The 25,083-nt window shown below is 51.6% G+C and carries 21 protein-coding genes; 4 read left to right on the top strand and 17 right to left on the bottom strand.

The window, feature by feature from the left end:
• Window positions 1–15 precede the first annotated feature (15 nt).
• Entirely contained in the window at window positions 16–2,004 is a 1,989-nt protein-coding gene (locus H6F80_RS21665) for an SH3 domain-containing protein (RefSeq protein ID WP_190793603.1), read from the bottom strand.
• 364 nt (window positions 2,005–2,368) lie between these two features.
• Between H6F80_RS21665 and H6F80_RS21660 the strand changes: the two genes are divergently transcribed.
• Window positions 2,369–3,454 (top strand): DUF8738 domain-containing protein, encoded by a 1,086-nt coding sequence (locus tag H6F80_RS21660; RefSeq protein WP_190793602.1) that lies wholly within the window; start codon window positions 2,369–2,371, stop codon window positions 3,452–3,454.
• Between the two features lie 385 nt (window positions 3,455–3,839).
• Here the strand turns inward: H6F80_RS21660 and H6F80_RS21655 are convergent, their stop codons facing one another.
• The 5 genes from H6F80_RS21655 to crtH form a co-directional block, all read right to left on the bottom strand.
• Window positions 3,840–4,991: a site-2 protease family protein gene (locus H6F80_RS21655; RefSeq protein ID WP_190793601.1), complete on the bottom strand. Its 1,152-nt coding sequence runs from the start codon at window positions 4,989–4,991 to the stop codon at window positions 3,840–3,842.
• 160 nt (window positions 4,992–5,151) lie between these two features.
• The gene (locus tag H6F80_RS21650; protein WP_199296736.1) at window positions 5,152–5,835 is read right to left on the bottom strand and encodes an amino acid ABC transporter ATP-binding protein; all 684 of its coding nucleotides are present in this window, start codon (window positions 5,833–5,835) and stop codon (window positions 5,152–5,154) included.
• A gap of 31 nt (window positions 5,836–5,866) precedes the next feature.
• Window positions 5,867–6,622 (bottom strand): amino acid ABC transporter permease, encoded by a 756-nt coding sequence (locus H6F80_RS21645; protein ID WP_190793599.1) that lies wholly within the window; start codon window positions 6,620–6,622, stop codon window positions 5,867–5,869.
• Between the two features lie 362 nt (window positions 6,623–6,984).
• Window positions 6,985–7,794, bottom strand: coding sequence for a transporter substrate-binding domain-containing protein (locus H6F80_RS21640; protein WP_190793598.1), 810 nt, complete (start codon window positions 7,792–7,794; stop codon window positions 6,985–6,987).
• A 308-nt stretch (window positions 7,795–8,102) separates the two neighbouring features.
• Complete coding sequence (gene crtH / locus H6F80_RS21635) at window positions 8,103–9,719, bottom strand: carotenoid isomerase (RefSeq protein WP_190793597.1); 1,617 nt, start codon at window positions 9,717–9,719, stop codon at window positions 8,103–8,105.
• Between the two features lie 509 nt (window positions 9,720–10,228).
• Between crtH and H6F80_RS21630 the strand changes: the two genes are divergently transcribed.
• Window positions 10,229–11,611, top strand: a complete 1,383-nt coding sequence (locus tag H6F80_RS21630; protein ID WP_190793596.1) for an MATE family efflux transporter — start codon at window positions 10,229–10,231, stop codon at window positions 11,609–11,611.
• Here the strand turns inward: H6F80_RS21630 and H6F80_RS21625 are convergent.
• The gene (locus H6F80_RS21625; RefSeq protein ID WP_190793595.1) at window positions 11,590–12,636 is read right to left on the bottom strand and encodes a potassium channel family protein; all 1,047 of its coding nucleotides are present in this window, start codon (window positions 12,634–12,636) and stop codon (window positions 11,590–11,592) included. The genes H6F80_RS21630 and H6F80_RS21625 overlap by 22 nt on opposite strands.
• A gap of 128 nt (window positions 12,637–12,764) precedes the next feature.
• On the opposite strand from H6F80_RS21625, the gene rpsO reads away from it, so the two are divergent.
• Both rpsO and H6F80_RS21615 read left to right on the top strand, forming a co-directional pair.
• A complete protein-coding gene (gene rpsO / locus H6F80_RS21620; protein ID WP_190793594.1) occupies window positions 12,765–13,034 on the top strand; it encodes a 30S ribosomal protein S15 in 270 nt (89 codons plus the stop codon).
• Between the two features lie 6 nt (window positions 13,035–13,040).
• On the top strand, window positions 13,041–13,592 hold the full coding sequence (locus tag H6F80_RS21615; protein WP_190793593.1) for a PAM68 family protein: 552 nt from the start codon (window positions 13,041–13,043) through the stop codon (window positions 13,590–13,592).
• Between the two features lie 405 nt (window positions 13,593–13,997).
• Here the strand turns inward: H6F80_RS21615 and H6F80_RS21610 are convergent, their stop codons facing one another.
• The 10 genes from H6F80_RS21610 to H6F80_RS21565 form a co-directional block, all read right to left on the bottom strand.
• Window positions 13,998–15,392, bottom strand: a complete 1,395-nt coding sequence (locus tag H6F80_RS21610; RefSeq protein ID WP_190793592.1) for a GspE/PulE/PilB domain-containing protein — start codon at window positions 15,390–15,392, stop codon at window positions 13,998–14,000.
• Window positions 15,393–15,603: 211 nt separating this feature from the next.
• A complete protein-coding gene (locus H6F80_RS21605) occupies window positions 15,604–16,734 on the bottom strand; it encodes a HetZ-related protein 2 (RefSeq protein ID WP_190793591.1) in 1,131 nt (376 codons plus the stop codon).
• Between the two features lie 121 nt (window positions 16,735–16,855).
• Window positions 16,856–17,119, bottom strand: coding sequence for a hypothetical protein (locus H6F80_RS21600; protein ID WP_199296735.1), 264 nt, complete (start codon window positions 17,117–17,119; stop codon window positions 16,856–16,858).
• 187 nt (window positions 17,120–17,306) lie between these two features.
• The gene (locus tag H6F80_RS21595; protein WP_190793624.1) at window positions 17,307–17,972 is read right to left on the bottom strand and encodes a phosphatidate cytidylyltransferase; all 666 of its coding nucleotides are present in this window, start codon (window positions 17,970–17,972) and stop codon (window positions 17,307–17,309) included.
• Between the two features lie 112 nt (window positions 17,973–18,084).
• Window positions 18,085–20,577: a putative PEP-binding protein gene (locus H6F80_RS21590; RefSeq protein WP_190793590.1), complete on the bottom strand. Its 2,493-nt coding sequence runs from the start codon at window positions 20,575–20,577 to the stop codon at window positions 18,085–18,087.
• A gap of 299 nt (window positions 20,578–20,876) precedes the next feature.
• Complete coding sequence (locus H6F80_RS21585; protein WP_190793589.1) at window positions 20,877–22,529, bottom strand: Ppx/GppA phosphatase family protein; 1,653 nt, start codon at window positions 22,527–22,529, stop codon at window positions 20,877–20,879.
• Between the two features lie 299 nt (window positions 22,530–22,828).
• Window positions 22,829–23,281: a GNAT family N-acetyltransferase gene (locus tag H6F80_RS21580; protein WP_190793588.1), complete on the bottom strand. Its 453-nt coding sequence runs from the start codon at window positions 23,279–23,281 to the stop codon at window positions 22,829–22,831.
• A 20-nt stretch (window positions 23,282–23,301) separates the two neighbouring features.
• On the bottom strand, window positions 23,302–23,553 hold the full coding sequence (locus tag H6F80_RS21575; RefSeq protein ID WP_190793587.1) for a DUF8620 family protein: 252 nt from the start codon (window positions 23,551–23,553) through the stop codon (window positions 23,302–23,304).
• Between the two features lie 360 nt (window positions 23,554–23,913).
• Window positions 23,914–24,105, bottom strand: coding sequence for a hypothetical protein (locus tag H6F80_RS21570; protein WP_190793586.1), 192 nt, complete (start codon window positions 24,103–24,105; stop codon window positions 23,914–23,916).
• Between the two features lie 289 nt (window positions 24,106–24,394).
• Complete coding sequence (locus tag H6F80_RS21565) at window positions 24,395–24,817, bottom strand: tetratricopeptide repeat protein (protein WP_190793585.1); 423 nt, start codon at window positions 24,815–24,817, stop codon at window positions 24,395–24,397.
• Window positions 24,818–25,083: the final 266 nt, after the last annotated feature.

Raw genomic sequence — 25,083 nt, 5'->3', positions numbered from 1 at the left:
TGCGGGAAGTCTACTCTATACCCATCCCTGAAGCTGGAACCAGCCCGCCCGATCGAGTACATCCTTTCCGTAGTCTCGACCTGTGGTGTAGTAATCCACGTCGAGTCCAGCATTGTAGGCAGCCATCACGTTACCCGGCCCGGCATTGTACGAAGCCAGCGCAGCCCGCAACAGTTCCATGCCCTGAAGGTTGGTATTACGATCGAGGTAGTCGTAGTAGGGGCGCAGCACTTTCTCGATGCCGTAGGTCAGGTTTTCCTTGGGGTCCCGCCATTTGCCTGTGCTAATAAATTCTGGATGGAATTCAGCGTCGATCTGCATAATACCGCGTCCATATCCGCCGTCGCCTGTGCCGCTCGGACCTTTCGGAGCCAGCAGCAAGCCCCAAGCAGACTCACGCGAACCGATCGCTGCAATAACCGAAGGCTGGAGCCAGTCATAGCGAAGTGCCAGCTCTTCGATCATGGGCTTGTAGCTGCCGGAGTAATAGCTGGGGCTATTAATCTCTGCAAGATCCTGCTTAAAGTAGGAATAACTGCTGGGATACGTAGTCGAGAAGTTAAACGTTTTGCGATCGGTTCCGCCAACGCCGCCCGGTAGTGGAGGTTGAGGAATGGGGGACTGAGGAGGCAAGGGCCCACCGGGAATCGTAGGATTGTTGGTTGGGGGCGCACCTGTGCCGATCGTCGCCAGATTGCTATTGCCCACAAGCTCGATCAAGCTGCTGTCGGCTGCCACATAGCCGCGTTTGCCGTCGCTGGTGGTGATTTCATACCAGTTGGGATAGCTGGCATCGGTAGCAGAACGCACCTGCCGCACCACAGAAAAGCTGGTTCCTGTTTCGAGGCTTCCGATCGGCGTATTGCCTACCGTAGAGGGCTGGCTGCGGAGATTGATTGCAGAATTGGCAGTGACGCGGCTGCTGGCTTGAACTTGTTCCAGCGTGATGTTAATTGTGGAAGCTCCGACGCGCTCGTAGTACTGCACATAAAAGTCATAGCTGCCGCCCTCGCCTGCCACCATTGTTTGTGACCAAGGCGCGGATTTCGTAGTGCGGTTGCGCCAGTCGCCGCCAATTTCAGTAACGGTTTGGTCGTTGCCGGGCTTTTTAAACAAGAAGCGAGTGCCGTCATCGGACTGGCTGGTAATTTTGTAGAATTTGCCTTCTTCCAGCTGAACCCTTGTCCAAGCTTGCATCGCAAAATGCCGCGTCCGAATGCTTTTGTTGGGGCTGCCCATGCCGTAATCCTGCCGGAGTCGGGCGATGACCGTGCCATTGTTGCCCTGACTGCCTAAGTCGGTTTTGAAATCCGCCCGATTGAAGTTATAGGTGCGGTAGTTGGCGACGTTGCTGCGCGTGCGGTTAATAAAGCTGGCATTCCAGCGATCGGGAGAAGCCTGTACCGGGCGCAGATTGTTTGCTCTCTCAGCAGTGTTGCGGGATAAGCTGCGGGTGCTGGGGTCGGGTTGCACAAAGACCTGTCCGGCTTCGTTGCTTTGCAGACGATAAGGAACCGGGGTAGATTGCCGCAGGCGGCTCTGGTTGCGGGTGGCTGACCAGGTATTAAACCCTGATTGAGTTCCTGATTGAGCTAAATTGCCCCTCGACTGAACGGGCATCGCCGACAGCATAAAGCGATAACTTTGATCCGCTTCACCGTTTCCCAAAACGCGGATAAAGTATGTCCCCTGGTTTAATTCCTGCTTTAACTTTCCGTTTCTAGAATCGTTCGCCTGCTGCTGCAATTTTTGGGTCTGAACCGATCGCCCTAAAATCTCGTTGCGATCGACTTTGCCATTCCGATTTTTATCCTGCAACAGTTCTACGCCTGCTTCTGCATTGTTTACTCGCAGATTAAGATTGCTGCGTTGGTTTAAACGAAACCGATAAAGTTGATTCGGCATCCCCTCACCAGTCTCGCTGAGATTGGTGGCAATGCGAGTTTGAGTGTCTACTGCAATGGGTCTAGCCTGTTTTAGATTGACTCCAGCAAAGCTTGACATACCTGTTCCCCGTGTTCTGTATACCGAGTAGTTGCGCCATTGCGCGCATGAGCAGCGAAAATAAGCCGTAGAGAAACAGAGGCTCTACAAGCGGCGGTATTGCACCCGGCAGACTGCGGCTTGCCAATTTTGCGAATGGTGAGCGTCTCAGTCCTGTCCTGTACCCCCTTAGACGGAGGGAGCTGGCGGATGTGCCCGATCATCGCAATTTTTTTGGCCAATGCTGGCATGGGTTGATTCAATTTCTGTAACCGCTTTTGCCAAAGCGTGGAACCTGATTTACGGTAGCAAGTGTCAAACTTTGTGATGATCTCACCTTGCTGATTTCACCTTGCTGATTTCACCTTCTAGAGGCTTAACCGTTATGCGTCATTCATCTGCATCACGTCTGGTTTCGATCGCCTGCTTAACCGCCGTACTCCTGACGACTTCATCAGAGCTTGCTTCTGCATTTTCGTTTCCCTCGATCAGAGCGGGACTGCCCACTGGCCAAAACTCCAGCAGCCCCAGTGTTCAGGAACAGGCTCCGCGATCGGTTCGCATTCGGGTACGGCGGACGATCGCCCGTGAGACTGGCATTCCGGCTTCGCGTCTGCGAGTGGTTGCTGCTACCAAAGAAACCTGGCAGGATGGCTGTCTGGGCTTGGGCGGACCTGCGGAAAGTTGCTTATTGGCACTGGTGCAGGGTTGGCGCATCACCGTGACAGACCGATCGCAAACCTGGATCTACCGCACCGACAGCACAGGTCAAGCCATCCGGCAGGAAAGCCACACGGGATCGAGTGCCTTACCTCAGCAGGTCAACGATCGAATCTTATCGGCAGCTTCGCAGGAGTCGGGAATTCCGCTCGATCAACTGCAAATTACTCAGGCTGAGCAAAAAAACTGGGATGGCTGTCTGGGTATTGAAACCGGGACTGCAATATGTTCCCAGATTGCTATCTTCGGCTGGCGTGTTGTTGTGTCTGGAAACGGCAAAAGCTGGGTCTATCACTCTAACAACGATGGCTCGCAGGTTCGCTTAAATCGCTTTGCGACTGCCAGCCTGGAGGGAGTCCGGTTTTTGTCGGAAGTGGCTACTCCCCTCGAAGAGCAGGTTTTGTTTCGCTCGATCGCCAGCGGCGGCATTGCCGGACACACCTATGAAACCATTCTGCTGAAAAGCGGTCAGGTGATGCGATCGCTGCTGCGGGCAGACCAGTCCTCGTTTCCGCCCCACATTCATCAGATATCGCAGGCGCAAGTCCAAGAATTTGAAAAGCTGCTGCAAGGCTTTCACTTATTCGATCGCCTCAGCTATACTCCCAGCCAACCAACCGCAGACACAATTACCATCACGCTCAGCAGCCAAACCAGCACAACGCAATACGTTGATTTTGTCGCCGCTCAGCTTCCTCCCGATCTGCTGACGATCGTGCAGGCTTGGGGAGCGATCGCAGGCAATCCCTGAACTGGGGTTTTCAGGTACGGTGCGCGGACAGGTGGGTGTTTTGAGTGGCATTCCTGCATCAAGGGCGGAAGTTCTTGCAAGACAGCCCTTTCCACCATTTGAACCCCAATTCCCTTCCGCGCAACCACCAAACTCTTGACCCGTCTCGATTTGGGACAGGATTCAAAATGAAATTTCTTGCCATCCACTATAGAAATGCTACAACCCGGTCAATTCGTACAATCGAACCTCGAAAACTCCATAAATCAAAGCTTTCAGCAACCCGTCATTTCAACCAAATCAAAACCCTATCAGGGATTGACTATAAAAAATCCCCCGCCTAAAGAGACAGGGGCGATCGCAATTAGTGCGCGATGTGAGTATTAAGGTTACGGAGCAAGTCCGCTTATGCCTGAGACGGAATCGGTTGAGGGGGAGCTGATTTTGCAGCAGCACGGTCTTGCAGAAGTTGGATGATGGAGGACTTCTCCAGTAAACCTGCAGGCTTCTTATCTTCCTTAAGCACCACTAATTCAGGCAAGTTTTTCTCTTCGATCAGGTTCACTACATCTAGCAGCGGCTGATCAGAGGCGATCGTTTCTAGTTGAGTGATAGGCTGCATAATTTGCCGCACCGAGATATCCCACCAGTCATTCGTCGGGATCATCTTCATAGCATCCACTTCGACCTGACCCACAAGCTGACCGTTTGTATCCGTCACCAGATACCTCCGCCAGTTTGCCGGATTGCCAATGATGTACTGATTTGCAAATTCCCGCAGCGAAATCTCAGACGAGACGATCGGGCTATTAGGAATCACCGCATCTTCGGCAGTTAGACCGCTCAACTGTTCTTGCACCGCAGCAGCCTGGGCATAGCGATCGGCATTTTGCAGTAAGAACCAGCCCACCAGCAGCGTCCAAAAACTACCGAATTGGATAAAGCCCAGCACCGACAAGCCACCGATGCCAATCCCCAACCAGCCCAGAAAGCGACCAATACGGCTGGCAAATGCAATTCCCTTGTAGGGCTTACCCGTCAGTTTCCAAACGAGCGCCTTCACCACGTTTCCGCCATCTAGAGGTAAACCGGGCAGTAGGTTAAAAATGCCTAATGCCAGATTAATCGAGGCAAGGACACCGACCACCACCATTAGTGGAGCGGGGAGAGCAGTGAAGATATTTAGAGCTGTAAAAATGCCAAACAGCGCAAAACTCACCAGCGGCCCTGCAACGGCAACCCAGAACGCCTCTGCCGGAGTCTTCGATTCTTCACCCAAACTTGCCAGTCCACCAAAGATAAACAGCGTAATGGACTTGACCGGAATTCCCTGCCGCATGGCTACCAGGCTATGTCCTAACTCGTGTGCCAGCACCGAAGCAAACAGCAGCAGAGCCGTCACCAGCCCCAGCACCCCAGCAGACACGCCGAGCTGCGGAAAAGCCGCGCCTAACTGACTGCCATAGTCCCAGGTCACAAGCGAGAAGACCAAAAACCAGGATGCGTTGACGAAAAAAGGAATTCCAAACAGGCTACCGATCCGTAGATTACCGTTCATGTGTTCTGACCTCCTGCCAAGCAGGAACCAACAATGCCCTCATCGTAACGGAATATAAAGCAGCGTTTAATCTTTCGATCGCCGTAATCGCCGTCCCTCTCCGGTGTGGGAAACTGTCCTAATCACGAGATAGGGCAAATCGAACCCTACAGCACTTTCTCTACAGCACCTTCTCTAGAAACTGACAGGCGCGTTCGCTCTTAGGATTAGAGAAGAACACATCCGGCGGCGCATCTTCAGCAATATTGCCGTTATCAAGGAAGATAATGCGGTCGGCAACTTCTCGCGCAAAGCCCATTTCATGCGTCACGATCGCCATTGTGATTTGGGTTTGTGCCAGTGCCTTCATCACGTCCAGCACTTCTTTCACCATCTCCGGGTCTAGCGCAGAAGTGGGCTCGTCAAACAGCATCACTTGAGGTTCCATTGCCAGCGATCGGGCGATCGCAACCCGCTGCTTTTGTCCACCCGAAAGACGAGAAGGATACACTTCAGCTTTTTCTGATAGCCCGACTCGATGCAGCAACTCCATTGCTTTTTCCCGTGCCTGAGCTTTGGGCAGTTTTCTGACCTTAGTCGGCGCGTAGGTCAAATTGTCCAGCACAGTCATGTGTGGAAACAGATTAAAGTGCTGAAACACCATGCCGATATTTTGACGCACATCTTTGATATCAACTTTAGGAGAAGTAATATCTTGATTGTCGATATAAATGCGTCCGCGTGTTGGCATTTCGAGCAAATTCAGACAGCGCAAAAAGGTTGACTTACCGCATCCTGAAGGGCCAATAATCGCAACCACCTGACCCTTTTTGATCTCAGTTGAAATATCTTTTAGAACGTTCAACTTGCCGAATGATTTTGATAAAAATTCTGTCCTAATCACTTTTCCGCATCCTCCGTTCTAAGCGGCGCGATAGCACGGTAAAGCCCATCACCATCACGTAGTAAACCAAACCAACCAGAATTAACGGTTCAAAAAAAATAAACTTTTCAGCCGCAACAATTTGTCCGCGCCGCATTAAGTCTAGCGCACCGACCGTAGACACCAGAGACGAGTCTTTCAGCAAGGCAATACTTTCATTTACTAGCGCAGGCAAAATGTTTTTAAATGCCTGAGGCAAGATAATATCCCACATCATAAGCGGGTAGGCAACACCCATCGACATTGCGGCTTCGCGCTGCCCTTTATCAACTGCCATAATGCCACCGCGAATCGTTTCCGAGCTATAGGCAGCAGAATTGAGTGAAAACGTAATTACCCCTGCCTGGAAGGCAGGAATCGAATAGCCAATTAGCTGAGGTGTCGAGAAGTAAATAATCGCAAGCTGCAAAATCAGTGGTGTACCGCGAAAGACAGAAGTATAAAAATCAGCAAACCAGCGCAATGGTTTAAACGTAGAAATTTTAAAAATCGAAAGAATCGTTCCCCAGGTAAACCCAATCACCGCAGAAACCAGCGTAAACCCCAGTGTCACTCCAATCCCTTGAAGAATAAATGGAATGTTAGGAACAATCCTGGAGAAATCAAGGCTAAATTTAGTTGGAGCGGCTTGCCCAAAAATGCTGGCAGCAGTTTCAATTTGAAAAGCGTTGAGGATGCCAGCCGTCCAATCGACTGATGATATTTCCATTGTCAAATAATCGTTATCAAGAAATAACTTCTAAACAATCCAATAAATCGGCTCAAAAAAGCGAGTAATTAGATACTAAAAGCGCAGGAACCGATCGCCAGAATCAAAGAAGGTTTGAACAGGAATGTTTGAACAGTGCTGATTGCGAATTACTCCCTTAACAGGCCAATTCTGGAAGAAATCTAGCTCTCTAAAAGTTTTCTAGAAGTCCTCAAAGTCCTCCAGGATTGGGAAGTCTAAGGGGCAATTTAGAACCGAGAACACTCTTCAAACATTCCTTTAGACTTTCAGAATTACATCGGAGTTGACGATGTTTAATTTCCTCAATCTAATCCTTCGATCGATCTCCTGCTCCAGTTCCACTATTTTGCTGCCGGTACAGAAGTGCTAAACCACTTGCTTACGAGCTCTTCTACTTTGCCGTTCTCAATCATTTCGCCCAGAACGCGATCGAATTCAGCCGTCAGCTCAGACCCTTTCGGGAAAGCAATTGCTGAACCTGCTTCTCCTGCGTTGGGAATTGTGTTGAATTCCAGGTCAGGATTGGACTCAACATAGCCCTTTGCAACGGTGTCTTCAACAATCGCTGCTTCGATTCGCCCTGCCTTTAATTCCTGAATAATTTCATTAATTCGGTTAAGCGGCTTAATGTTGAGGCCCAAGTTTTTCTCTTCGTTGAGATCTTTCGCAACTCCTTCTTGAATCGTACCAAGCTGGACGGCAACGGTCTTGCCTTTCAACGCATCAGTCGTTCTGAAATTGCTGCCCTGTCTGGCGACGATCGTGTTTTTCGCTTCGTAGTAGATGCGAGAAAAATCAACGCTTTGCTTGCGCTCTGGGGTCGGAGTCATGCCTGCCATCACAAAGTCGGCTCGCTTTGTTTGCAGTGCCGAAACTAAACCGTTGAAATCAATATTTTGAATTTGCAGATCGTAGCCCAGCCTGCTGGTAATTTCCTTTGCAATGTCAACATCAAAACCGATAATTTCCTGACTTCCCGAACTCGAATCAACATACTCATAGGGAGGATAGTCCGCAGAAGTTGCCATTGTTACCGTTCTGCTGCCGCTGCCGCTTCCTGCATTTTGGTTAGCATTACAGGCAGTCATCACCGAAATGGTTAACAGTGTGGAGAAGAGGACTGTCAATAGAAACTTAAATCGTTTGAACATAGCTCGAACTAAGGTTGTAGTGGAAATGGGGAGAAAGGGCGTCGCTTTCTGTGAGGGTTCGCCTGAGAAATGCCGTATGGTTAGAAAGCAATTTCTGATACAAACTGATACAAAAGAAAGAGCTATCTCAACCCTCGCAAGAATTAAGCATTTTTTGAATCAATGACATCTTTCCGCAGTCATAAGACAACGGTGTTCATTTCTCATGGGTTGATTGTCTAGCTACAGAGAAACAGAAGCCTCATCCAAACGCAGGAATTCTAGCTGCCAAAGGGGTGATTTCAGCAGCAGTTGTTAAGCATCTCTGATTAGAGCGACAAAAATCCTGGCTCTAATCCCAAATCCACAGCAATGCGATGGGCACAGGCAAAGCCTGAAAAGGCAACGGCATTTAAACCCTGCCCTGGAAATGTGCTGTCTCCAACGCAGTAAAGTCCCGCGATCGCTGTTCGATTCAGGGGCATTCCCAGCAATCCCAGGAGCTTTCGAGCGGGGATCGGTCCATAGGTGCCATCAGTCCGTCCGAGAAAGCGGCGGTGAGTGCGGGGTGTTCCGGCTTCTTGATAAACGATCGCCTTTCGCAAACCCGGAAAAACGGCGTTTAAGCGATCGATGATCTGAGCGGCAACGGCTGCTTTTTGCTTCTGATAATCTGTGGGCGAAAGGTTTTGCCAGTCGTGAATCCAGTCGGGCGTAAAGGCATGAATAATATGATGTCCACTCGGAGCCAGAGCAGGATCAAGCAGCGTCGGGATCGACACAAAAAGCGTTCCCCGTGCGGTTTCCATTTGGGTCCAGTCTTCCAGCACCACATGATGGCAGTCGGTTCCGATTGGCAAAACCTCACCTCGAACTCCCAGATGTAGGCTGAAAAAACTGGGTGATTTCTGATAGCGTTGCTGCCACTTGACCTCTTGCGGAGGCAGAATCGATCGCGGCAGCAGTTTACTAAAGGTGTCCCATCGCGTCGCGTTTGAGACAATTCGCTTTGCCCGCAGCACTTCACCCGATGCCAGCCTCACCCCAACGGCTCTTCCCGCCTCGCACAAAATTTCTGTCACCCGCGATCGATAGCGAATCTGTCCTCCCGTTTTCTCCAAGCCCTCCACGAGCTTTTGGGCGATTTGTCCCACGCCTCCCTTGGGATACCGAACCCCGCCGTAGTGTCGATCGCTAAACACCATTCCCGCATTGATCATGGGTGTACGATCTGCCCGCACAACCGACCAGATGTAGCATTCCAGATCAATCCATCGCAACAGTTGAGGATCACGAATGAAGCGACGCGCAACCCCGCCCACGTTTTGCGGCAGATAACGCGCCAAACCCAGACAGGCAAACGGATGCTGGAAGAACGATCGCATCAAATAACGCGGCTCTTCCAGCGACAGCAGATCCATCTGATTCAGACAGCGAAATACCTGCCAGCACTCGTCATAGAAACGGCGAATTCCTGCTTGCTCCTGGGGAAAGCGATCGATCAGTTCCTGTAAAAACTTCTCATAATCCCGATGAACTCGAATCGTCTCACCACTCGGCAAATGGTAATGCACCTGCACTGGATCGGGAATCGTTTCTAGACTCACATTCACCGCTTGCAGCGCCCGACTGAGCAAATTCGTCGTTCCTTCGCTGCCAAAGCCAAAAATCATCGAGGCTCCCACATCAAACCGATAGCCCCGCTGCTCCGAATTTTCCCCAGAAGGGAACCGCTCAAAATACCCCGCACTGCCCCCCGGAATCAAATACCGCTCCAGCACCAGCACCTTTGCCCCTTTTGCCGCAAGCTGAGTCGCCGCCACTAGACCCCCAATCCCAGAGCCTATTACGATCGCATCCAATTCACCGTTCCCCGATCGAGCAAGCATGAGGCGATCGGACTGAGGCAGGCTGAAATCAGAACTTTGAGCAGAAATATCCGACATCGCACAGTCGCACCGTTAATTCGCACCTTTGTAGCACAGTAGCAGATCATCTTAACCCTAATATTGTCCGCCCTTCGGGTACTGTCTGTCTGCCCTTCGGGTACTGCCCGTCCTTCAGGAATGAGCTGATCCCTCTAGCTTCCGTCTGTCTAACTCCTATCTGTTACACAAGCAGGCACAGCAAGTTACCCCTATCCTTTATGTCCACCCACTTCCATATCCACCCACGTTGCTGGTTGTAGTATGATGTATTACAAATCCTTCACCCCCCGCCTCCCTACCTTTAAATAAAAAATGGGGGGCTAGCCAACCGACCAACCCCACCACCGATCCTTGAGAGGAGAACAATGTAGATTATCTTAGATTTATTGCAAATCTCTGTCAAGATTATTGCAATAGATTCCCAATAACCTCCCTTTTCATTTCACTAGGATGGATGAAGGCAAAGGATCAGAGAGGCTGGTAGGGTAGATGGTCTGTCTGTTTGCAAAATCTATCTTTCGCCACCCATGCTTCAAATGACTCGATCGCAGCTCACCTCCGAAGTGAGAGCCTCTTTAACCCTGGCGGTTCCCCTAGCGGGAGCACAGTTGGCGCAGGCAGCTACAGGCTTTGTCGATACAGTGATGATGGGCTTACTGGGCGGCGAAGTGCTGGCGGCAGGCGGATTGGGCGCGACGACGTTTCAGGCTTGTCTGCTGGTGAGTTCTTCGATTGTCTCTGCGGTCAGTCCTTTAGCGGCATCTGCGTTCGGGGCAGGTCAAACTCGTGAGGTCGGGCGCGTGGTGCAGCAGGGAATGTGGCTGGCAATGCTGATGACGCTGCCGCTCATGCTGCTGCTGGCATTTCCCCGTCCTCTCTTTCTCTGGCTGGGTCAATCCGAATCGGTTACAGTTCAATCGGCGGCCTACCTGCAGGCGATCGTCTGGGGCTTCCCAGCAGGGTTGGGCTTTGCGGTGCTGCGGCATTTTGTCTCTGCACTGTCTCAGCCGCGTCCGGTGATTGTGATTATGGTCTGCGGCACGCTCTTCAACATTGCTGGAAACTACGTACTGATGTTTGGCAAGCTGGGTTTGCCTGCACTCGGTTTAGCGGGAATTGGCTACGCCAGCAGTTTGTCGCTGTGGGCAATGTTTCTAGCACTGCTCTTTTACTGTCAGCAGCCTCGGTATCAGCAGTACGGCATCTTCCAAAACCTGCACGTCCTAGAGGGTCGCCTGTTTCGGGAGCTGCTGCATGTAGGGATTCCGATCGGCATTCTGACGGCGGCTGAAGCCGGACTATTTACCGTGACCACCTTTCTCATGGGTCAACTGGGTACAGTAACGCTGGCAGCGCATCAGATCGCTCTGCAAACTGCTGCCATTACGTTTATGATTCCGCTCGGAGTTTCGTTTGCCACAACCGTGCTGGTGGGCCAACGCCTAGGACAGGGAGACTTTCGGGGAGCAAAGCGGGCAGGCTACACCGGAATGGGATTGGGGGTGCTGTTTATGGCGGCAATGGCAATGTTGTTCTGGACTGTACCAGAAGCGATCGTCTCCCTTTACCTTGATATCAACGACCCGGCAAATCAGGCAGTCGTCCTGCTGGCAGAGCAGCTGTTAGGCGTGGCAGCAATGTTTCAAATTGTGGACGGGCTTCAGGTTACAGCCGTCGGTGCGCTGCGCGGATTGAAAGACACGCGAGTTCCTATGCTGATTGGCTTGATTGCTTACTGGGGCTTGGGTTTGTCCTGCGGCTATCTGCTGGGACTGCGCTTAGGCTACGGCGGAATGGGACTGTGGTGGGGGTTGGCGATCGGCTTGGCGTTTGCTGCAAGCATTCTCACCTGGCGATTTAGCACTACAGTTCTTCGCACCGTTACCCCTCACCAGCGTGCCCCGCGATAGCGCAACTGCTTAATGGCATAGCGTTCGGCAAATCGGGGAATGTCACCGCGATGCCCCAGCACAATCAGCGTATCTCCGGCATGAAGCCCCAGGTTGGGGTCGGGATGATTCGTAATCTGGTCGTGCCGCTTGAGTGCAACCACAATAAAGGTTCCCTGTCCCCGCACTTCCAAATCCGCGATCGTCCGTCCCACCAAGGGCGAATTCACAGAAATTGATAGCTCATCAACCTGAACATCGATTTGCGTTAGCAGTTCGTTCAGCCGAGTCCGTTCTTCGCCTTGCTCCAGAAATTCGATCGTGTTGGGATGGGTGATTAAATTAGACATCCGCTGTCCGCTAATTGCAGCAGGTAGGACAACATGATTAGCTCCGGCAAGGCGCAGCTTTTTTTCGGTAGAGGCAAGCTCTCCCCGCGCCACAATCATTAACTGCGGGTTTAAGCCTCTGGCAGTCAGCGTGATGAACACATTGGCAGCATCGTCTGGCAGGACGGTTGCAAGTGCCTTTGCCCGTTCAATGCCTGCTTGCAGCAACGTGTGTTCATCGGTCGCGTTTCCCTGATAGACGTGATAGCCCATTTCTCCTGCCAGGGTGATGCGATCGTCACTGGTGTCGATAATCAAAAAAGGCTGCTTTTCCTCCGCCAGCTTCAGCGATAACACCTGCCCAATCCGCCCGAAGCCGCAAATAATCGTGTGATTCTTCAGGTTTGCCAGGTCTTGCGTTTTCCGTCGATGCTCTAACACCTGCTTAATCTCGCCTTCTGTCACCATCTGGACAAAGCCTCCTAAGATTAATGACACCGATATCACGCCTGCCAAAATTACCAGCATCGTAAAGATGCGAGTTGAACCAGAAACCGGACAAAACTCGCCATAGCCAATCCCAAAGATGGTGATTACCACCATATAAACCGCATCCAAAAGCGGGCAGCCCGACCACCAGTACCCCCAAACGGCACCCACGATCGTCATCCCCAAAAACACCACGCCTGTCAAAACTCGCCGAAAGGGCGACTGCATGCTTTACGCTCCACTGTTTAGAAAATCCGACCTGAAATTCGCAAAACTGCCGAGGCTTCACCCTAACCCAGGTAAGTGTGATAAGATAGTTGACTGCATTTCTATTACGTTAGGGATTTAATTGGTTCATGTCACTGCTGCAAGAGCGTAAACAGGAAATCATTTCTGAGTATCAAATCCACGAAACGGATACCGGATCGGCTGATGTTCAAGTTGCGATGCTGACCGAGCGTATTAATCGCCTCAGTCTTCACCTGCGCGAAAACAAGAAAGATCATGCTTCCCGTCGGGGACTGCTGAAGATGATCGGTCAGCGGAAGCGGTTGTTGGCTTATATCTTAAAGCAAGACCAGGAACGCTATCGGGCTCTGCTCACACGGTTAGGAATTCGGGGTTAGATCTGTATGTCCTCCAAGTCTCAGCCCGACTCGTCAAAAAGCAAAAAAGGCGGCGAGTCGCGCCAGTCGCTTCCCTTTGAACCAGCCAAAACCCGCAAGCAGGCTGAGAAAACGCCCAAGAGTAGCCCGGTTGCGCCGCCAGCAAAGGCTCCCGCAAAAGCATCCTCTACGGCAAATGCGCCTAAGCGTTCTGTTGCCCAGCAGATGGCTCCGCCAGTAAAGCGATCGACTGCTCAAGAGGCTGCGATCCCCGATGCTGTGAGTCGGCGCATGATCAAACGCATGGCGATTTTGTGCGGGATTCCAACTGCGCTGGGCATGTCTACCTTTGTGGTTAGCTATCTGATCCGGGTCAATGCTTTGTTTGAAGTGCCGACCTATGCAGTGCTGCTGACGAGTCTCGGCTGGTTTGGTTTAGGCGTTCTAGGGCTGAGCTACGGCGTACTCTCTGCCTCCTGGGATGAAGAAAATCCGGGAAGCTTGGCGGGCTGGTCAGAGTTCACAACCAACTGGGGACGCATGACCGAAGCTTGGCGGTCGTCCAAAGATAAATCCTGACGCGATACAAAGCAGTTTCCCCTGAGGTTCGCCGATTGGGCCGATTTGCTGATCGGTTTTAACATCAGTTATTAACAAGGTCAGCAACGCTACCAGACTGCCTGCAGCACGTTTGCGGCCAGTAAAGGCAAGCTTTATCAATTGGAATTTAAGGGGGAATTGGCAGTGCTAGTTCCCTTCTTTTGCATTTTGATGGATTTGGTGCAGGTCACGATCGCTGCCAAACCGCCCCTAGCTCCTAATTCCAGGGAGAGCTACAGCATTCCTTCTGGGTTCAAACTCCCTTATTCATGGATATCTATTGAAGAAACTCATAGAGAATTTAGCCTGGGAATTAGGCGGCATGGGGAGCAGCATGGGAAAATTGAGGGGTCATGCCGAAGATTCACTGCTTTAAATCATCTTTTAGGGCTGATCAGATTCCTTAACCCCCAACTCGTCGAGCTGTTGCTCAATGCCGCGCAGCAAATGACTCAATCCAGGCAGTACATCGAAACAACTGCTTGCAAGCCCTTCTCCGGTCAGCGTTTGATCGCGAATCTCATTTAGCTTAGTCTGGAGCTGTTTGGCAATGCCCATTGCGTCCCGTTCAAGTTTTCTCATCTGCTGCTGTTGGTGAAACTTGAGGGCAGCCCCTCTCAAAATTTGCAGGGTTGCTTCTTCATTGCCCGCATTCAGCATAAAGCGAAAGCGCAGCAGGACACGCGACTTCAGCGAGGCGGTGCCCTCCAGCATAGGGCTATAGAGATATTCAGTTTCAATCTGTTTTGGGTAATTTGCGATCGGGGAAGCAATTTTTGCGGTCTGCTTCAGGGCGGCCAGAAGGTTTTGAAAGAGGGCGCTCGGCACATTTTCTAAAACCGACTGAAGCACCCCGTTCTGGCTCCAGAGAATCCTGCCGTAGTGGGTATGATTCTCAAAATAAAGTCTGCCGATTCCACCCACCAGTACTCGTGCCAGCAATTCCTGCAGAACAACCTCTGGCGACAGGGTAACGAGTTCTTCTGCCGGAGCAGAGAGGTGTTTTGCATCAAGTTGCAGAACCGGAAGCTGAGGCAAGAGCGGCAGGACAGGTTGTCGAAGTGCGGCAGATGCCGTCAGGGGATTATTTGCAGAACGGCTTGAAGGTTTGCTGCTGGTGGACTGCTCCTCGCTCGCGATCGGCAGAGAAGGCTGTTGCCAGGTTGCAAGAGCTTCATCGTGAGCAATAGACGGAGCCGAAGTGATGACTGGCGTTTGCAGGGGAGCAATTGGCGGCTCTTCAACGCGCTCTGGCTCTGCGGAAACCGCTGCCTCTTCTAGCTCATCAGGGCTATCAACGATGAGCGTCAGCCGCTCACTTTGATCCACAGGACGAGCGACTCGATTTCGCCCGGCATGGCGATGATGCCCAAAACTAACTCGATCGAGCTGATTTTTATCGGTCTTTTGCTTATTTTCGGCTGCATTGAGATAAGCCGTGAGCGTAGCCTGGAGTGCTTCGGTGGTGATGCGTCGGGCAACCAGGGAGTAGTTGAGATAGGAGATAATGCGGCGAACGTAGTCGGCAGCCGTGGTATCTTCGGGGTAGACCATGCCGAGATTGAGCCGATTTCCCTCCAGAAACAGCGGCAGAACCTGATAGTAAAGACAGGCTTCAAAAGGCAGCACACCATCAATCAGCACGTACATCTCATCCAGGTTGAGTCGGTCGACCCAATCCCCTTGAAACTGACCAAGGATACGCTGCTGCGATCGATCAGAAAAGTGGGATCGATCACTGTGAGAGGACGGGATGCGATCGTCCGAGAAAGCCGCCATAGGTTCTTGGGTAGGAGTTTGACGATCCAAAAGAGGCGCGGTTGAGAAAAATGCGAACGCTTGTCTCAACATTTCGTCTCAACATTCTGTCTCAACATTTGATTGAATGCCAATCAATGCCAAGATAATCAACTGAAACTAATGCCCTTTATTAAACCCATATTAATGGCATTAGTTGCCCCTGATAGAATCCACTTGACAAAAAGATGGGTTACTCCGCACTCCGCACTGTTTGAGCTGCCAGGTAGATTTTGCTCCACTCGCCTGTAACCTGATTCAGCCTCAGATTTAGCTCTTTGCCGATCGCGTCAAAGGGCTGTCCGGTCTTCAGCTTTTCGACAATCTTCTGCTGCACAGGCGTTAACGACTGCAAAAACTCCTCCCACTGTGGAATCGTCAAGCCCAGATTATGCTCAACTAGCGAAGTTCCCAGCCAGGCTCCCACCAGTTCGGGCTGCTGCTTAAAGGCAAAGACGCGAATCGCGTGATAGCTAATTTTCTCACGCAGTCGGTAAACCTGCTGAATCGGGACGTCGAGCCGCTGGGCGATCACTTCCTGCGACTGTCCCTGGACGTGTAGTTTTAACCAGTCTGCGGCGAGCGGATCAACCTTTTCTTTCAGGTAGTCGGCAAATTCCTGCATCACTTTGCTGCGGAGTGCCTCCTGCTCCTCCCACGCCTGCTGGTCTTGATATTGCGTCAATGCCTGACCGTCCAGCAAGCTGACGGGATTATCAGCATCGTCGGGGGTGATTTCTTCAGAGACCAGCCGAATCAGATCGCCTGTGGGAACCTGGGTCATGCCGCCCCGCTGCGATCGACGGAGATAATTGACAAATCGATACACCAGCAAAGGCTGATTGCGAATTGGGCGCAGGCAATATTCCTCAATGCTTGCCAGCATCAGGGCATTCCGCAGGCGCGGGTTGGGCGTACATTCCCCGATCCAGGTGATTTGCTGCCGCATATAGTTATCGCTTTGCAGCAGCTCTTGAATCACTTCCTGCAACACATCCACCACCGTTCGCCGCCGATCGCGAGACAGGGCAACCCAGGTTTTAATTTTGCTGCGAATCAGGAACAGGCTGCTGAGCCGCTGGATTAGCTGGTTGTAGGCGCGATCGGGCTGAACGCCTAAATATCGCTGCTGCAAAATCCGATAGCGATAGTCCATCGCCTGCTGCGCCACGTTTAACTCTGCGGGTGAGAGGGAGTCAAATCGTGCCGGATCCTGCCCCAACAGCCAGCCGACCACGCTTGCTCGATCGGTTGCCGATAGGTTAGGGCTGCCCGCTTCAATCTGGGATTGCCACGCCTGCCTCAGTTCCTCAGCCAGTGCCATTCGGGTTGCATTCCTTTATTTCGTTTTCTATTTATACCGTTCTATCGGGCTCGGCTCAAACTTTACTCGACCTAAATTTGGGTAAATCTTATCAAGACGACTGGTTTAGGCTAAATCCGCCTCATTTGTCCGTTTCTTCGATCGCCGCAACAAGCTGCTGAAGAGCGGTTGTAAGCTGCTGAATCCGCTCTAACGCCCCATCCTGGTTTTCTGCCAGCGTTTGAACCGCATCGCTCAACGCAAAAATCTGATAGCCCTGCTGCTGCACTTGTTTCGTAAGCGCATCAAGCTGTGCTGCAAGGCGATCGACCGTCTCTGTGCTCGCAATCACTGCCTCGCCCATTTGCAGGAGAATTGCCTCTAGCTGATTTGATTGAACTTCCACACCGCAACCACTCTACGTTTATGCCAGATTGAAACAAGATCATAGCGGATTGAAAGTGGGTCTGTCCTCTGTTTGGCTGTTCCTCTCCAATCAGCAGCATGAAAGCAGAACCCAGCGATAATCCGATGTGCAGGGATTGAGAGTGAGGGCAGGTCAGCAAAGCTGCCTATTGCGTGAACTCAAAAAACTAAAGAAGCTGATTCAGCCAGGCGGCAAGCACAGCACTGCCTAATGGAACCGTCAAATTATCAATGCCCAGCTTAGAGAAAGCTTCCAGCAGGGTTGCGGCAACTGCGACCATAAGGGCGATCGCCCAGGTTTGCCAATGGTTGCCCTGAATCCCCAGCAACACCAGACTACAAATGATGTAGCTCACGCCTGCCATTGTTAGCGAACCTTCCCAACTTTTCTTCATGCCCCAAAGCTCGTAGGGATGCTGCCCCAACCGCTGTCCGACCAGCGCTGCCAGTCCATCGCCCCAAGTCATGATTAAGATGCCGATCACCGTATAGTAAGGATGCTGCTGCCAAAACAGCAAGATGAGCAAGCCAATGCTAACGGCATAAAAGAAAGTTCCCAGGCTTTTTCGCCCGACGCTATTGATCCCCGGCAGGATTGGTAGACGATAGGACAGTAGCATCAAGGCACTAAAGGCGATCGAGGCACTGATGCCGATCCATCCTGGAATTTGCAGCCACCATGCCAGCAGAATCACATTTCCTGCGCCGATATGCACCACTTTTCGCACGACCTCGGAATCTGCCCCTTCCCACCGACTCAGCCCAAACGCCAGTAGTCCAACCAGGCTTAGCCAGAGACCGACGATCGCAAGCTGAAGCCACAGCGGAGGCACATTCAAGATCCAATCTGCAAAAATCCAATCTGCGAAACTCACTAGGAGAGAAAAATGATAAATGAACTCTGTTTATCAATCTAGTGGATTTCCGGCGAATTTGTCGTAATGGTTACGAGTGGACACGCCTCACACCCTCCAGAATTAATCGCCGCTCTGCTCGATCGAGTGCCTGGCTCATCCACGCCACATCACCTGGTTCCACCGAAATTCCGGTCACGCCCCACTCAACAAGCCGATCGATGACATTGAGATTCCTGGGCAGATGACCGCAAACGGTACAGGGCAATTCTGCGGCGCGGCTAGCCTGAACAATCTGCTGAATTGCCTGCATCACGGCGGGATGGGTCATATTGAATTGGGTTGCCATCTGAGGATGATCGCGATCGATCCCCAGAAGAAGCTGAGTTAGATCGTTACAGCCGATCGCCATGCCCTGAACCCCTGCCTCAATGTAGGCGGGCAGCAGCAGCAAAATCGAAGGCACTTCTGCCATCATCCACAGTTCAAAACCGGGCTGCCATAAACCTGCCTCTGTCACTCGATCACGGCAGAAAATAAACTCCTCAACTGTTCTCACAAACGGCAGAATCAGTCGCAGATTATCAAAGCTCGCCTGCTGCACCTGACGCAAGGCTGCCAGTTCGACCCCAAACCAGCCAGGGTAAATCTGATAACGATACGCTCCGCGCAGACCCAACACTGGATTCCGTTCAACCGAGGAGCCAGCCAGCATCGGAAACTCATGGGCGCGCATATCCAGACTGCGGTAAAAAACGGGGCGGGGCATCATGCGATCGGCAAATTGCTGAATCTGCTGTGCTAATCGATCAATCAAGCCTGCTTTATCTTGTGCTAGCCATTCGTCTGGCGATCGATCCTCCAGACTTTTTATCCAGAGCAGTTCTGACCGCAGAAGACCTACCCCATCGATCGGCAGTTCACTGATTTGGGCGATTGACTCAGTTTGGCTGAGGCTGACCATGAGCCGGGTTGCAGTTGCAGGCATAATCTGAGTCGAATTGCCCTGGTAACGGGTTGCCTCGATTCGCAAATCAGCATGGGCTGCACGATGATTGTCATGATCGTCTGGTTCATCGAATGCTGCTGGTTCTAACATCCGTATCACCTCTCCTCGATCGCCGTTGATTAGGACTTGATCCCCAGTTTTCAGCGTTTGCATCGCACCTGCAATTCCCACCACCGCCGGAATTCCTAACTCCCTGGCGAGGATCGCGCCGTGGCTGGTGGTTCCGCCTTGCTCGGTCACAATTCCGCCGACCTGGCGAATCTGACTAACCCACTCTGGCAAAATGATCGGCGCAACCAGAACACAGCCTGGCGGCATCTCCAGTAAAGGCACAGGCGTTAGGGGAATCACCCAGACCGTTGCTGTCACTTTCCCTGGTGCGGCAGCAATCCCTTTTAGACGATCGGAGGCAGTTTCCCGTATCTCCGATGCGTCCATTTCTAAAGGAGCAGGGGCGAGGAATTTTGGTGTGAGCGTGCTGTAGGGAATTACCCGCGTAATATAAAAGCTGGGTTCTGACCCTCGATCGCCAAACTCCGCTTCAGAGACAGCTTCGGATACCACTTCGGATACCGCCTCAGAGACAGCTCCAGAAACAGCACCAGAACAAAGCATCCACTCCAGTTCAACCGCCATGCCAAGCGTCAGCATGAGTTGGCGGGTTAGCTGTGCCAGACGCTCAACCTGCGATCGAGTAAGGACAGGCTGAGTCTGCTGCTCTGGCTTGAGCATTAGCAGTTGGAGGCTGTCGTCTTGCTCACTGCCGCCCACAGGAAAACTGCCTAGCAATGCCTGTTCTGAAGTTTCCGTCACAATGCCATAAGCCACGTTTTTCCGGCTAATTGTCTCAAAGTAGACGATTCCCGCTGCATCAACTCGGTAGCAATCCGGGGTCACGCCGCCTGTCATTCCATGTCCAAGACCCCACACCGTCTGCACTCTCAGTTCATTCCCCTGAACCACGGCTTTTCCTGCGGCGATCGGCGATCGAATCGGTTGAATCAGCACGGCCAGCTGAACCTGCTGCGGCTCAACGCCCAATCGCTGCCAGTACAGCAAACTGCGTGCCCGAAATAGCTCTGCCCAGACCCACTTCAGCGCATGAGCGATCGACTCTGGCTCTGCCCGACAGATCTTTGCTTCGAGGAGGCTTCTCGTGTCATCGCTAATCGACGGATCAAGCCCAGACGCCAGCGAAAAAGAAGGACGCAGAATTACGGCTTCGGTTTGCTGCGAGGATTGCCAATCGCGGATCGCTTCATTAATTGGCAGCAGCCATGATTTAGGAATCGCAGTGGAGGTAACCGCGTGCCGAAGCTGCTGTGCCACCCCCTGAAGCTGACGGGGATTATCAACATCAAGATGACGCAGCAAAGCAGGCAAATCTGCAAAAGTCGGATCAGCCCACTCAAGCTGGCTCAGAAATGCCTGAAACAGCTCGTTGCTCACCACTAAACCCGGAACCACAGGATAGCCGCGCTGCCGAAGAACTGCCAGATAAAACGCCTTGCTGCCCACCCGATCGCGATGATGCGGCTGAATCTGGTCAAGCCAGAAAAAATAATCCACGGACATAAGCAGAGCAAAAAGACGGGTGGATGCTTAACCAGAGTGATGCAGAGGTATTCTATTAAATTGCTAAATACTAAGTTGCTAAATGTTGAATGCTAAGTTGCTGAATATTGAGTTGCTAACTATTGAGTTCTAAATAATTGGTTTGCTAGAGATGGCGAAATAAAAGTTGCTGAGATCGAGAAAACGAACTTTTTACCAGGGCGATCGAGAAAAGATTTGTGCCGTTTTTTAAGCGTCTCCGAATCTGCTCAAAATCGCAAGCCTCTCGTCCTTTCCCGATCCTCTTATCTCCTCCTTCCCTACTTCTCCCCAATTTCATATTCCAATAGCGGAACTAGCCTCAGTCCATAAGCCGCCTCAAAATCGCCCTTCTTCTGCCCCAGGCTCCAGAGTTCCAGCGCACAATCGCCGGTCGGATAAGCCGCTTTCAGATGTAACCGCATTTCCTGAAGGTCTGCTTGATACTCACACCGCACCTGCTCGATCGCCCCAATCTGTCTGCGATCGAGCGCCACTGCTAGCCGTAGAAGCGGACTGAGCTGATCGACCACTCGGCGGTACTTTTTGCTGGTGATATTGCGATAGCACTCGTGTTTTTTCTTGGGGCTACTTTTGCGGTGATAGCGAGCAAGATTGGCGATCGTCTCAATTTCGACTTCGGGGTAGCCCAACAGTTCACCGTGGCGAATTAGATAGTAAGAGTGCTTGTGGTGCGAGGAATGGCTGACGAAGTGACCGCAGTTATGCAGCATGGCGGCTGCCCAGAGTAACTGTCGCTCCGCTTCACCCCACTCATGCAAAATGCCTTGCGTTTGATCAAACAGGCTCGTTGCAAAGTCAGCCACCCGTTTGCTATGGGGCAGATCGACCTGATACTTGTGGGCAATCTTGATCACGCTGCGTTCTCGAATCGAACCCTGGTAGCGCAGGCGATCTTCGATCAAGCCGTGGGACAGCATCCAATCCACTACCACGCCTTCTCGCAGTGCCCGTTCGCAAATGGTAATGTGATCCAGCCCCAGCAGCGTCATTGCTTCCTGCAAAATCACGGCTCCAGCCAGAATGATTTCCGATCGCCGATCGCTCATGCCAGGAATTGCCGCCCGTTCTGCATCGTTGAGCTTTCGCAGCCGATTCACCAGATCGCGCAAATCGCGCAGGCTAAACTGATAGCCATTTAGCGGTGCGGGAACCACGCCCAGCTTTTCTCTGGCATGAATCGTTGCCAGCGTCTCGATCGTGCCTGATGTGCCGACCATGCGCGGCTGTTCGTCCGGTTGCAGATGAGAGCGCAGTTCGTCGATCGATCGCTCCAGCATTCCCCGCACGTATGCCTGCAAGTAGCTAAATTCGCTGCTGCTAATCGGGTCGGTGCTGATCATTTCAGCCGTCAGGCGCACGGCTCCAATTTTGGTGCTGCTGAGGCTGCGCGGTTCGTGTCCGTCTCCCAAAATCAGCTCGGTCGAACCGCCGCCAATGTCGATCATCACATGGGGCTGGTTGTTAAACTCCATCCCCGACAGCACCCCCAGGTAAATGCGGCGGGCTTCCTCCTGTCCCGAAATCAGATTCACCGTCAAGCCCAATTCTTCCTCGATCTGCTGCAAAAATGCCTGACCGTTAGGGGCTTCGCGCACGGCACTGGTGGCAACCGCAATCATTTCATCCGCTTGTAACCCTTTGGCAATTTCCTGACAGCGTTTCAATGCCTGGATCGATCGCTGCATTGCCTCTGGTGTGAGCCGTCCCGTTTTTCGATCGCGATTGCCCAACCGCACTGTTGATTTTTCTCTGGTAATGATTGTGAAGGCAGGCAGACTAGGCTGAATTTTGACCACTGCCATGTGAATCGAGTTTGTGCCGACATCGATCGCGGCAAGGATGTGGTCTTGTTTAAGCGGCATTGAAATCTGGGGCAAATCTACTTTGCCTAACTGAGTCAGATGGATCATCGGGAGTTAAGGCATGAAGGGGAGAACTCAGCCGTTCTCGGAATCGTTCGCTTTCTAAAAGAGCAGACCATTCCGCTTGCGGCACTCAATTCAGTCCAACGGCTTGAAGCTTGCCTTCGGTCATCCGATCGCCGCACGGCTTCAAGTCTGCCTAAATCTTACCGTGATGATTTCCGCTTAACGCAGAAACGGCATAAAGATTAGATTGTGCGAACAGACTTTTTATCAAAACTGTGCATCGGCACAGGCAGCAGGGTCAGCGAGGCAGTTTCCTTGATGCAGTTTTTCCTATGAGGTAATCAGAAGGTAATCGACTGCCGAAACACGATCGATCGCTTAATCTCCCGATAGCCAATGCGCTGATAAAACTGATGCGCCTCGCTGCGCTTCACATTCGATCGAACAACTAATGCATGACAGCCCTGCTGCTGTGCCCATGTTTCCGCCTGCTGCATCAACCGCTTGCCGACCCCTTGCCCACGCAGCTTTTCCGAAACGACCAATCCACCAATTTCTGCTTCGCGTCCCTCCTGCAAAGTCCAGTGCAAATGAACATGAACCCACCCGCCGATCGCCCCCTGCCCCCCTTCGGGATAAACCGTTTCTGCCACAAAAACAGCGTGATCGGGATGGGTCTGGAACTGTTCTAGATGCTGAGCCAGAGCCTTCGCCGAGGTGAAATAACCCAGTTCGTGACACAGCAAAACCAGTTCATCGCAGTCTGTGAGCTGGGCGGGTCGAATCGTGGTCATGGCAGAATTCCCGAATCAGTTTAGGCAGAGGGCTTTGAGAAAAATCGTCGGTTGACCCAGCTAATCATGCCGCTCAGCAGTGCCCCCGCCATCAGTATGCCAATCGCAGGCTGAAAGAAAGGCATCCAGAGCTGATACCACAAATCTAAACCGAGTGAAACGCCCATTGATCGCCCCACCACCGCCGCCGCAAACCAGACAAAGCTTGCCAGCACGAGGAAAATGTCGATCATCAAAATTAAATTGAGCCAGTTTAAAAGTTTTTCTTTCATCAGTCGAAGAATGGGTGAACCATTGGCATGAAAGTTTACTATTCACTATTATTCAATGACGATCGCCTATTCAATGACGATCGCCTTAGGAATGCCGAAAAAGGAATAACGGTAACACAAAGCCAAAAGCTGGGGAATTGAGGGGGCAGTGTTGAATCTCACACACCTCAACCGTCCCCTAACGAGGCGCTGACTCAAAATCTGCTCCAGCTCTCTCTGAATATTCGCAATCAAAGTTAACAATTCAGTTGTCCAAAAACTTGTCTAAAAATTGCCAAAAAAGATGGCTGCACCACAGCAGGACAGCCACAAGATAAAATTCAATTTTGACCGGAAGCGATAGCCGGGATTCGTTGAAGATTAACCTTCGACAAGCTCCGGGACCTTCTTTAGATTGTCTGGATCAACGTAGTGGCACGATGCCTCATCAGCACAAATTAACGCCCAACCGGACTGATCGATGCCCACAAACTTGTACGAACCTTGCTGCACAAAAAATCCTTTGTGATTACGGGTTTCGGGTTTAACGTCAACGCTATTCGGTCCCTGCATAGTTCCACTCCTTGAATTTTCTTGGGCTTGTTCTTTTGGAGCTTTAAAGTGATAACTCAGCGATCGCTCTTTAGAGAAACTTATCCCTGAGTTCACTAAAGCTTATCATTAGAGTTCTAACTTTTTCCTTTAAGTATTTTGAGTATTTATAAAGTGGTATAAACTTCTAAGAAAAAAAGCTGCCTTAGAGCGTTTTACTCCTTGGACAGCAAATTAGATTCTGTAGATTGTTGTTAGATGCGGAGTTGAAGTTTTTGCAGCAACGCTACAGGTCAATTGTTTCTAAAACTTAACCTTCTGCTAACCACTGTTTGACCCGAATTAAACTTTTCCAGTTTGGTTTGCGGCTTAATCCATCTTCAAAATTGCGCTCAACTTCTTCTTTAAGTTCGGGAACTACTGCGATGAGCTGCGAAGCGGTTTCAACGTGCTGCCGAACACCGGGTTGAGCCGTTTCAAGCATGGCGATCGCAATATTCACCCGTGCCTGCGGGTCTTGAGGATTGAGCTTTATCGCTTTTTGCGCGGATTTGTATGCCTGAGAGGGCTTGTTGTCCAGCAAATAAAGCCAGGAGAGGCACGTCCAGGCGGGACTGCTTTTGGGAGCGCGTTCACAAACTTCCTTAAATAAGGGCAGCAAGGTTGCCGGAGATTCTCCAGCGTTATAGCGTTCTAGCCCTTGCTCAAACAGGATTTCTACCGTCTCAGCCATAGCCAAGCCAAACTCACGGGGACAAATACAACCCAAAAACTATAGCATTTCAGGTTTCCCCCTGACCGTCAGGCTCAAGGATTGTGGCGAATCAGGCGAATCTGGGCACGTTAAGCAAGCAGCTTTGCCGTTTCACAGTAGGGGCGCGGCTGCTGGAATGCGTCTAATCTAGTGCTGTTTGATTTCCGGTTGATTGCCTTTCAGTCTGGAGACTTCTCTATGAGAGATATGCGTCCTGCTTACACCCAGCGACGGGTCGGCATCAT

Source organism: Leptolyngbya sp. FACHB-711, assembly GCF_014695615.1.
In the GTDB taxonomy this organism is placed as follows: domain Bacteria; phylum Cyanobacteriota; class Cyanobacteriia; order Elainellales; family Elainellaceae; genus Leptolyngbya_A.
This window is presented reverse-complemented; position numbering and strand designations above follow the sequence as displayed.

Excerpts from the sequence above, each read along its gene's own strand:
- H6F80_RS21665 (WP_190793603.1), bottom strand. The coding sequence starts at position 2,004 with ATGTCAAGCTTTGCTGGAGTCAATCTAAAACAGGCTAGACCCATTGCA.
- H6F80_RS21660 (WP_190793602.1), top strand. The coding sequence starts at position 2,369 with ATGCGTCATTCATCTGCATCACGTCTGGTTTCGATCGCCTGCTTAACC.
- H6F80_RS21655 (WP_190793601.1), bottom strand. The coding sequence starts at position 4,991 with ATGAACGGTAATCTACGGATCGGTAGCCTGTTTGGAATTCCTTTTTTC.
- H6F80_RS21645 (WP_190793599.1), bottom strand. The coding sequence starts at position 6,622 with ATGGAAATATCATCAGTCGATTGGACGGCTGGCATCCTCAACGCTTTT.
- H6F80_RS21640 (WP_190793598.1), bottom strand. The coding sequence starts at position 7,794 with ATGTTCAAACGATTTAAGTTTCTATTGACAGTCCTCTTCTCCACACTG.
- crtH (WP_190793597.1), bottom strand. The coding sequence starts at position 9,719 with ATGTCGGATATTTCTGCTCAAAGTTCTGATTTCAGCCTGCCTCAGTCC.
- H6F80_RS21630 (WP_190793596.1), top strand. The coding sequence starts at position 10,229 with ATGCTTCAAATGACTCGATCGCAGCTCACCTCCGAAGTGAGAGCCTCT.
- H6F80_RS21625 (WP_190793595.1), bottom strand. The coding sequence starts at position 12,636 with ATGCAGTCGCCCTTTCGGCGAGTTTTGACAGGCGTGGTGTTTTTGGGG.
- rpsO (WP_190793594.1), top strand. The coding sequence starts at position 12,765 with ATGTCACTGCTGCAAGAGCGTAAACAGGAAATCATTTCTGAGTATCAA.
- H6F80_RS21615 (WP_190793593.1), top strand. The coding sequence starts at position 13,041 with ATGTCCTCCAAGTCTCAGCCCGACTCGTCAAAAAGCAAAAAAGGCGGC.
- H6F80_RS21610 (WP_190793592.1), bottom strand. The coding sequence starts at position 15,392 with ATGGCGGCTTTCTCGGACGATCGCATCCCGTCCTCTCACAGTGATCGA.
- H6F80_RS21605 (WP_190793591.1), bottom strand. The coding sequence starts at position 16,734 with ATGGCACTGGCTGAGGAACTGAGGCAGGCGTGGCAATCCCAGATTGAA.
- H6F80_RS21590 (WP_190793590.1), bottom strand. The coding sequence starts at position 20,577 with ATGTCCGTGGATTATTTTTTCTGGCTTGACCAGATTCAGCCGCATCAT.
- H6F80_RS21585 (WP_190793589.1), bottom strand. The coding sequence starts at position 22,529 with ATGATCCATCTGACTCAGTTAGGCAAAGTAGATTTGCCCCAGATTTCA.
- H6F80_RS21580 (WP_190793588.1), bottom strand. The coding sequence starts at position 23,281 with ATGACCACGATTCGACCCGCCCAGCTCACAGACTGCGATGAACTGGTT.
- H6F80_RS21575 (WP_190793587.1), bottom strand. The coding sequence starts at position 23,553 with ATGAAAGAAAAACTTTTAAACTGGCTCAATTTAATTTTGATGATCGAC.
- H6F80_RS21570 (WP_190793586.1), bottom strand. The coding sequence starts at position 24,105 with ATGCAGGGACCGAATAGCGTTGACGTTAAACCCGAAACCCGTAATCAC.
- H6F80_RS21565 (WP_190793585.1), bottom strand. The coding sequence starts at position 24,817 with ATGGCTGAGACGGTAGAAATCCTGTTTGAGCAAGGGCTAGAACGCTAT.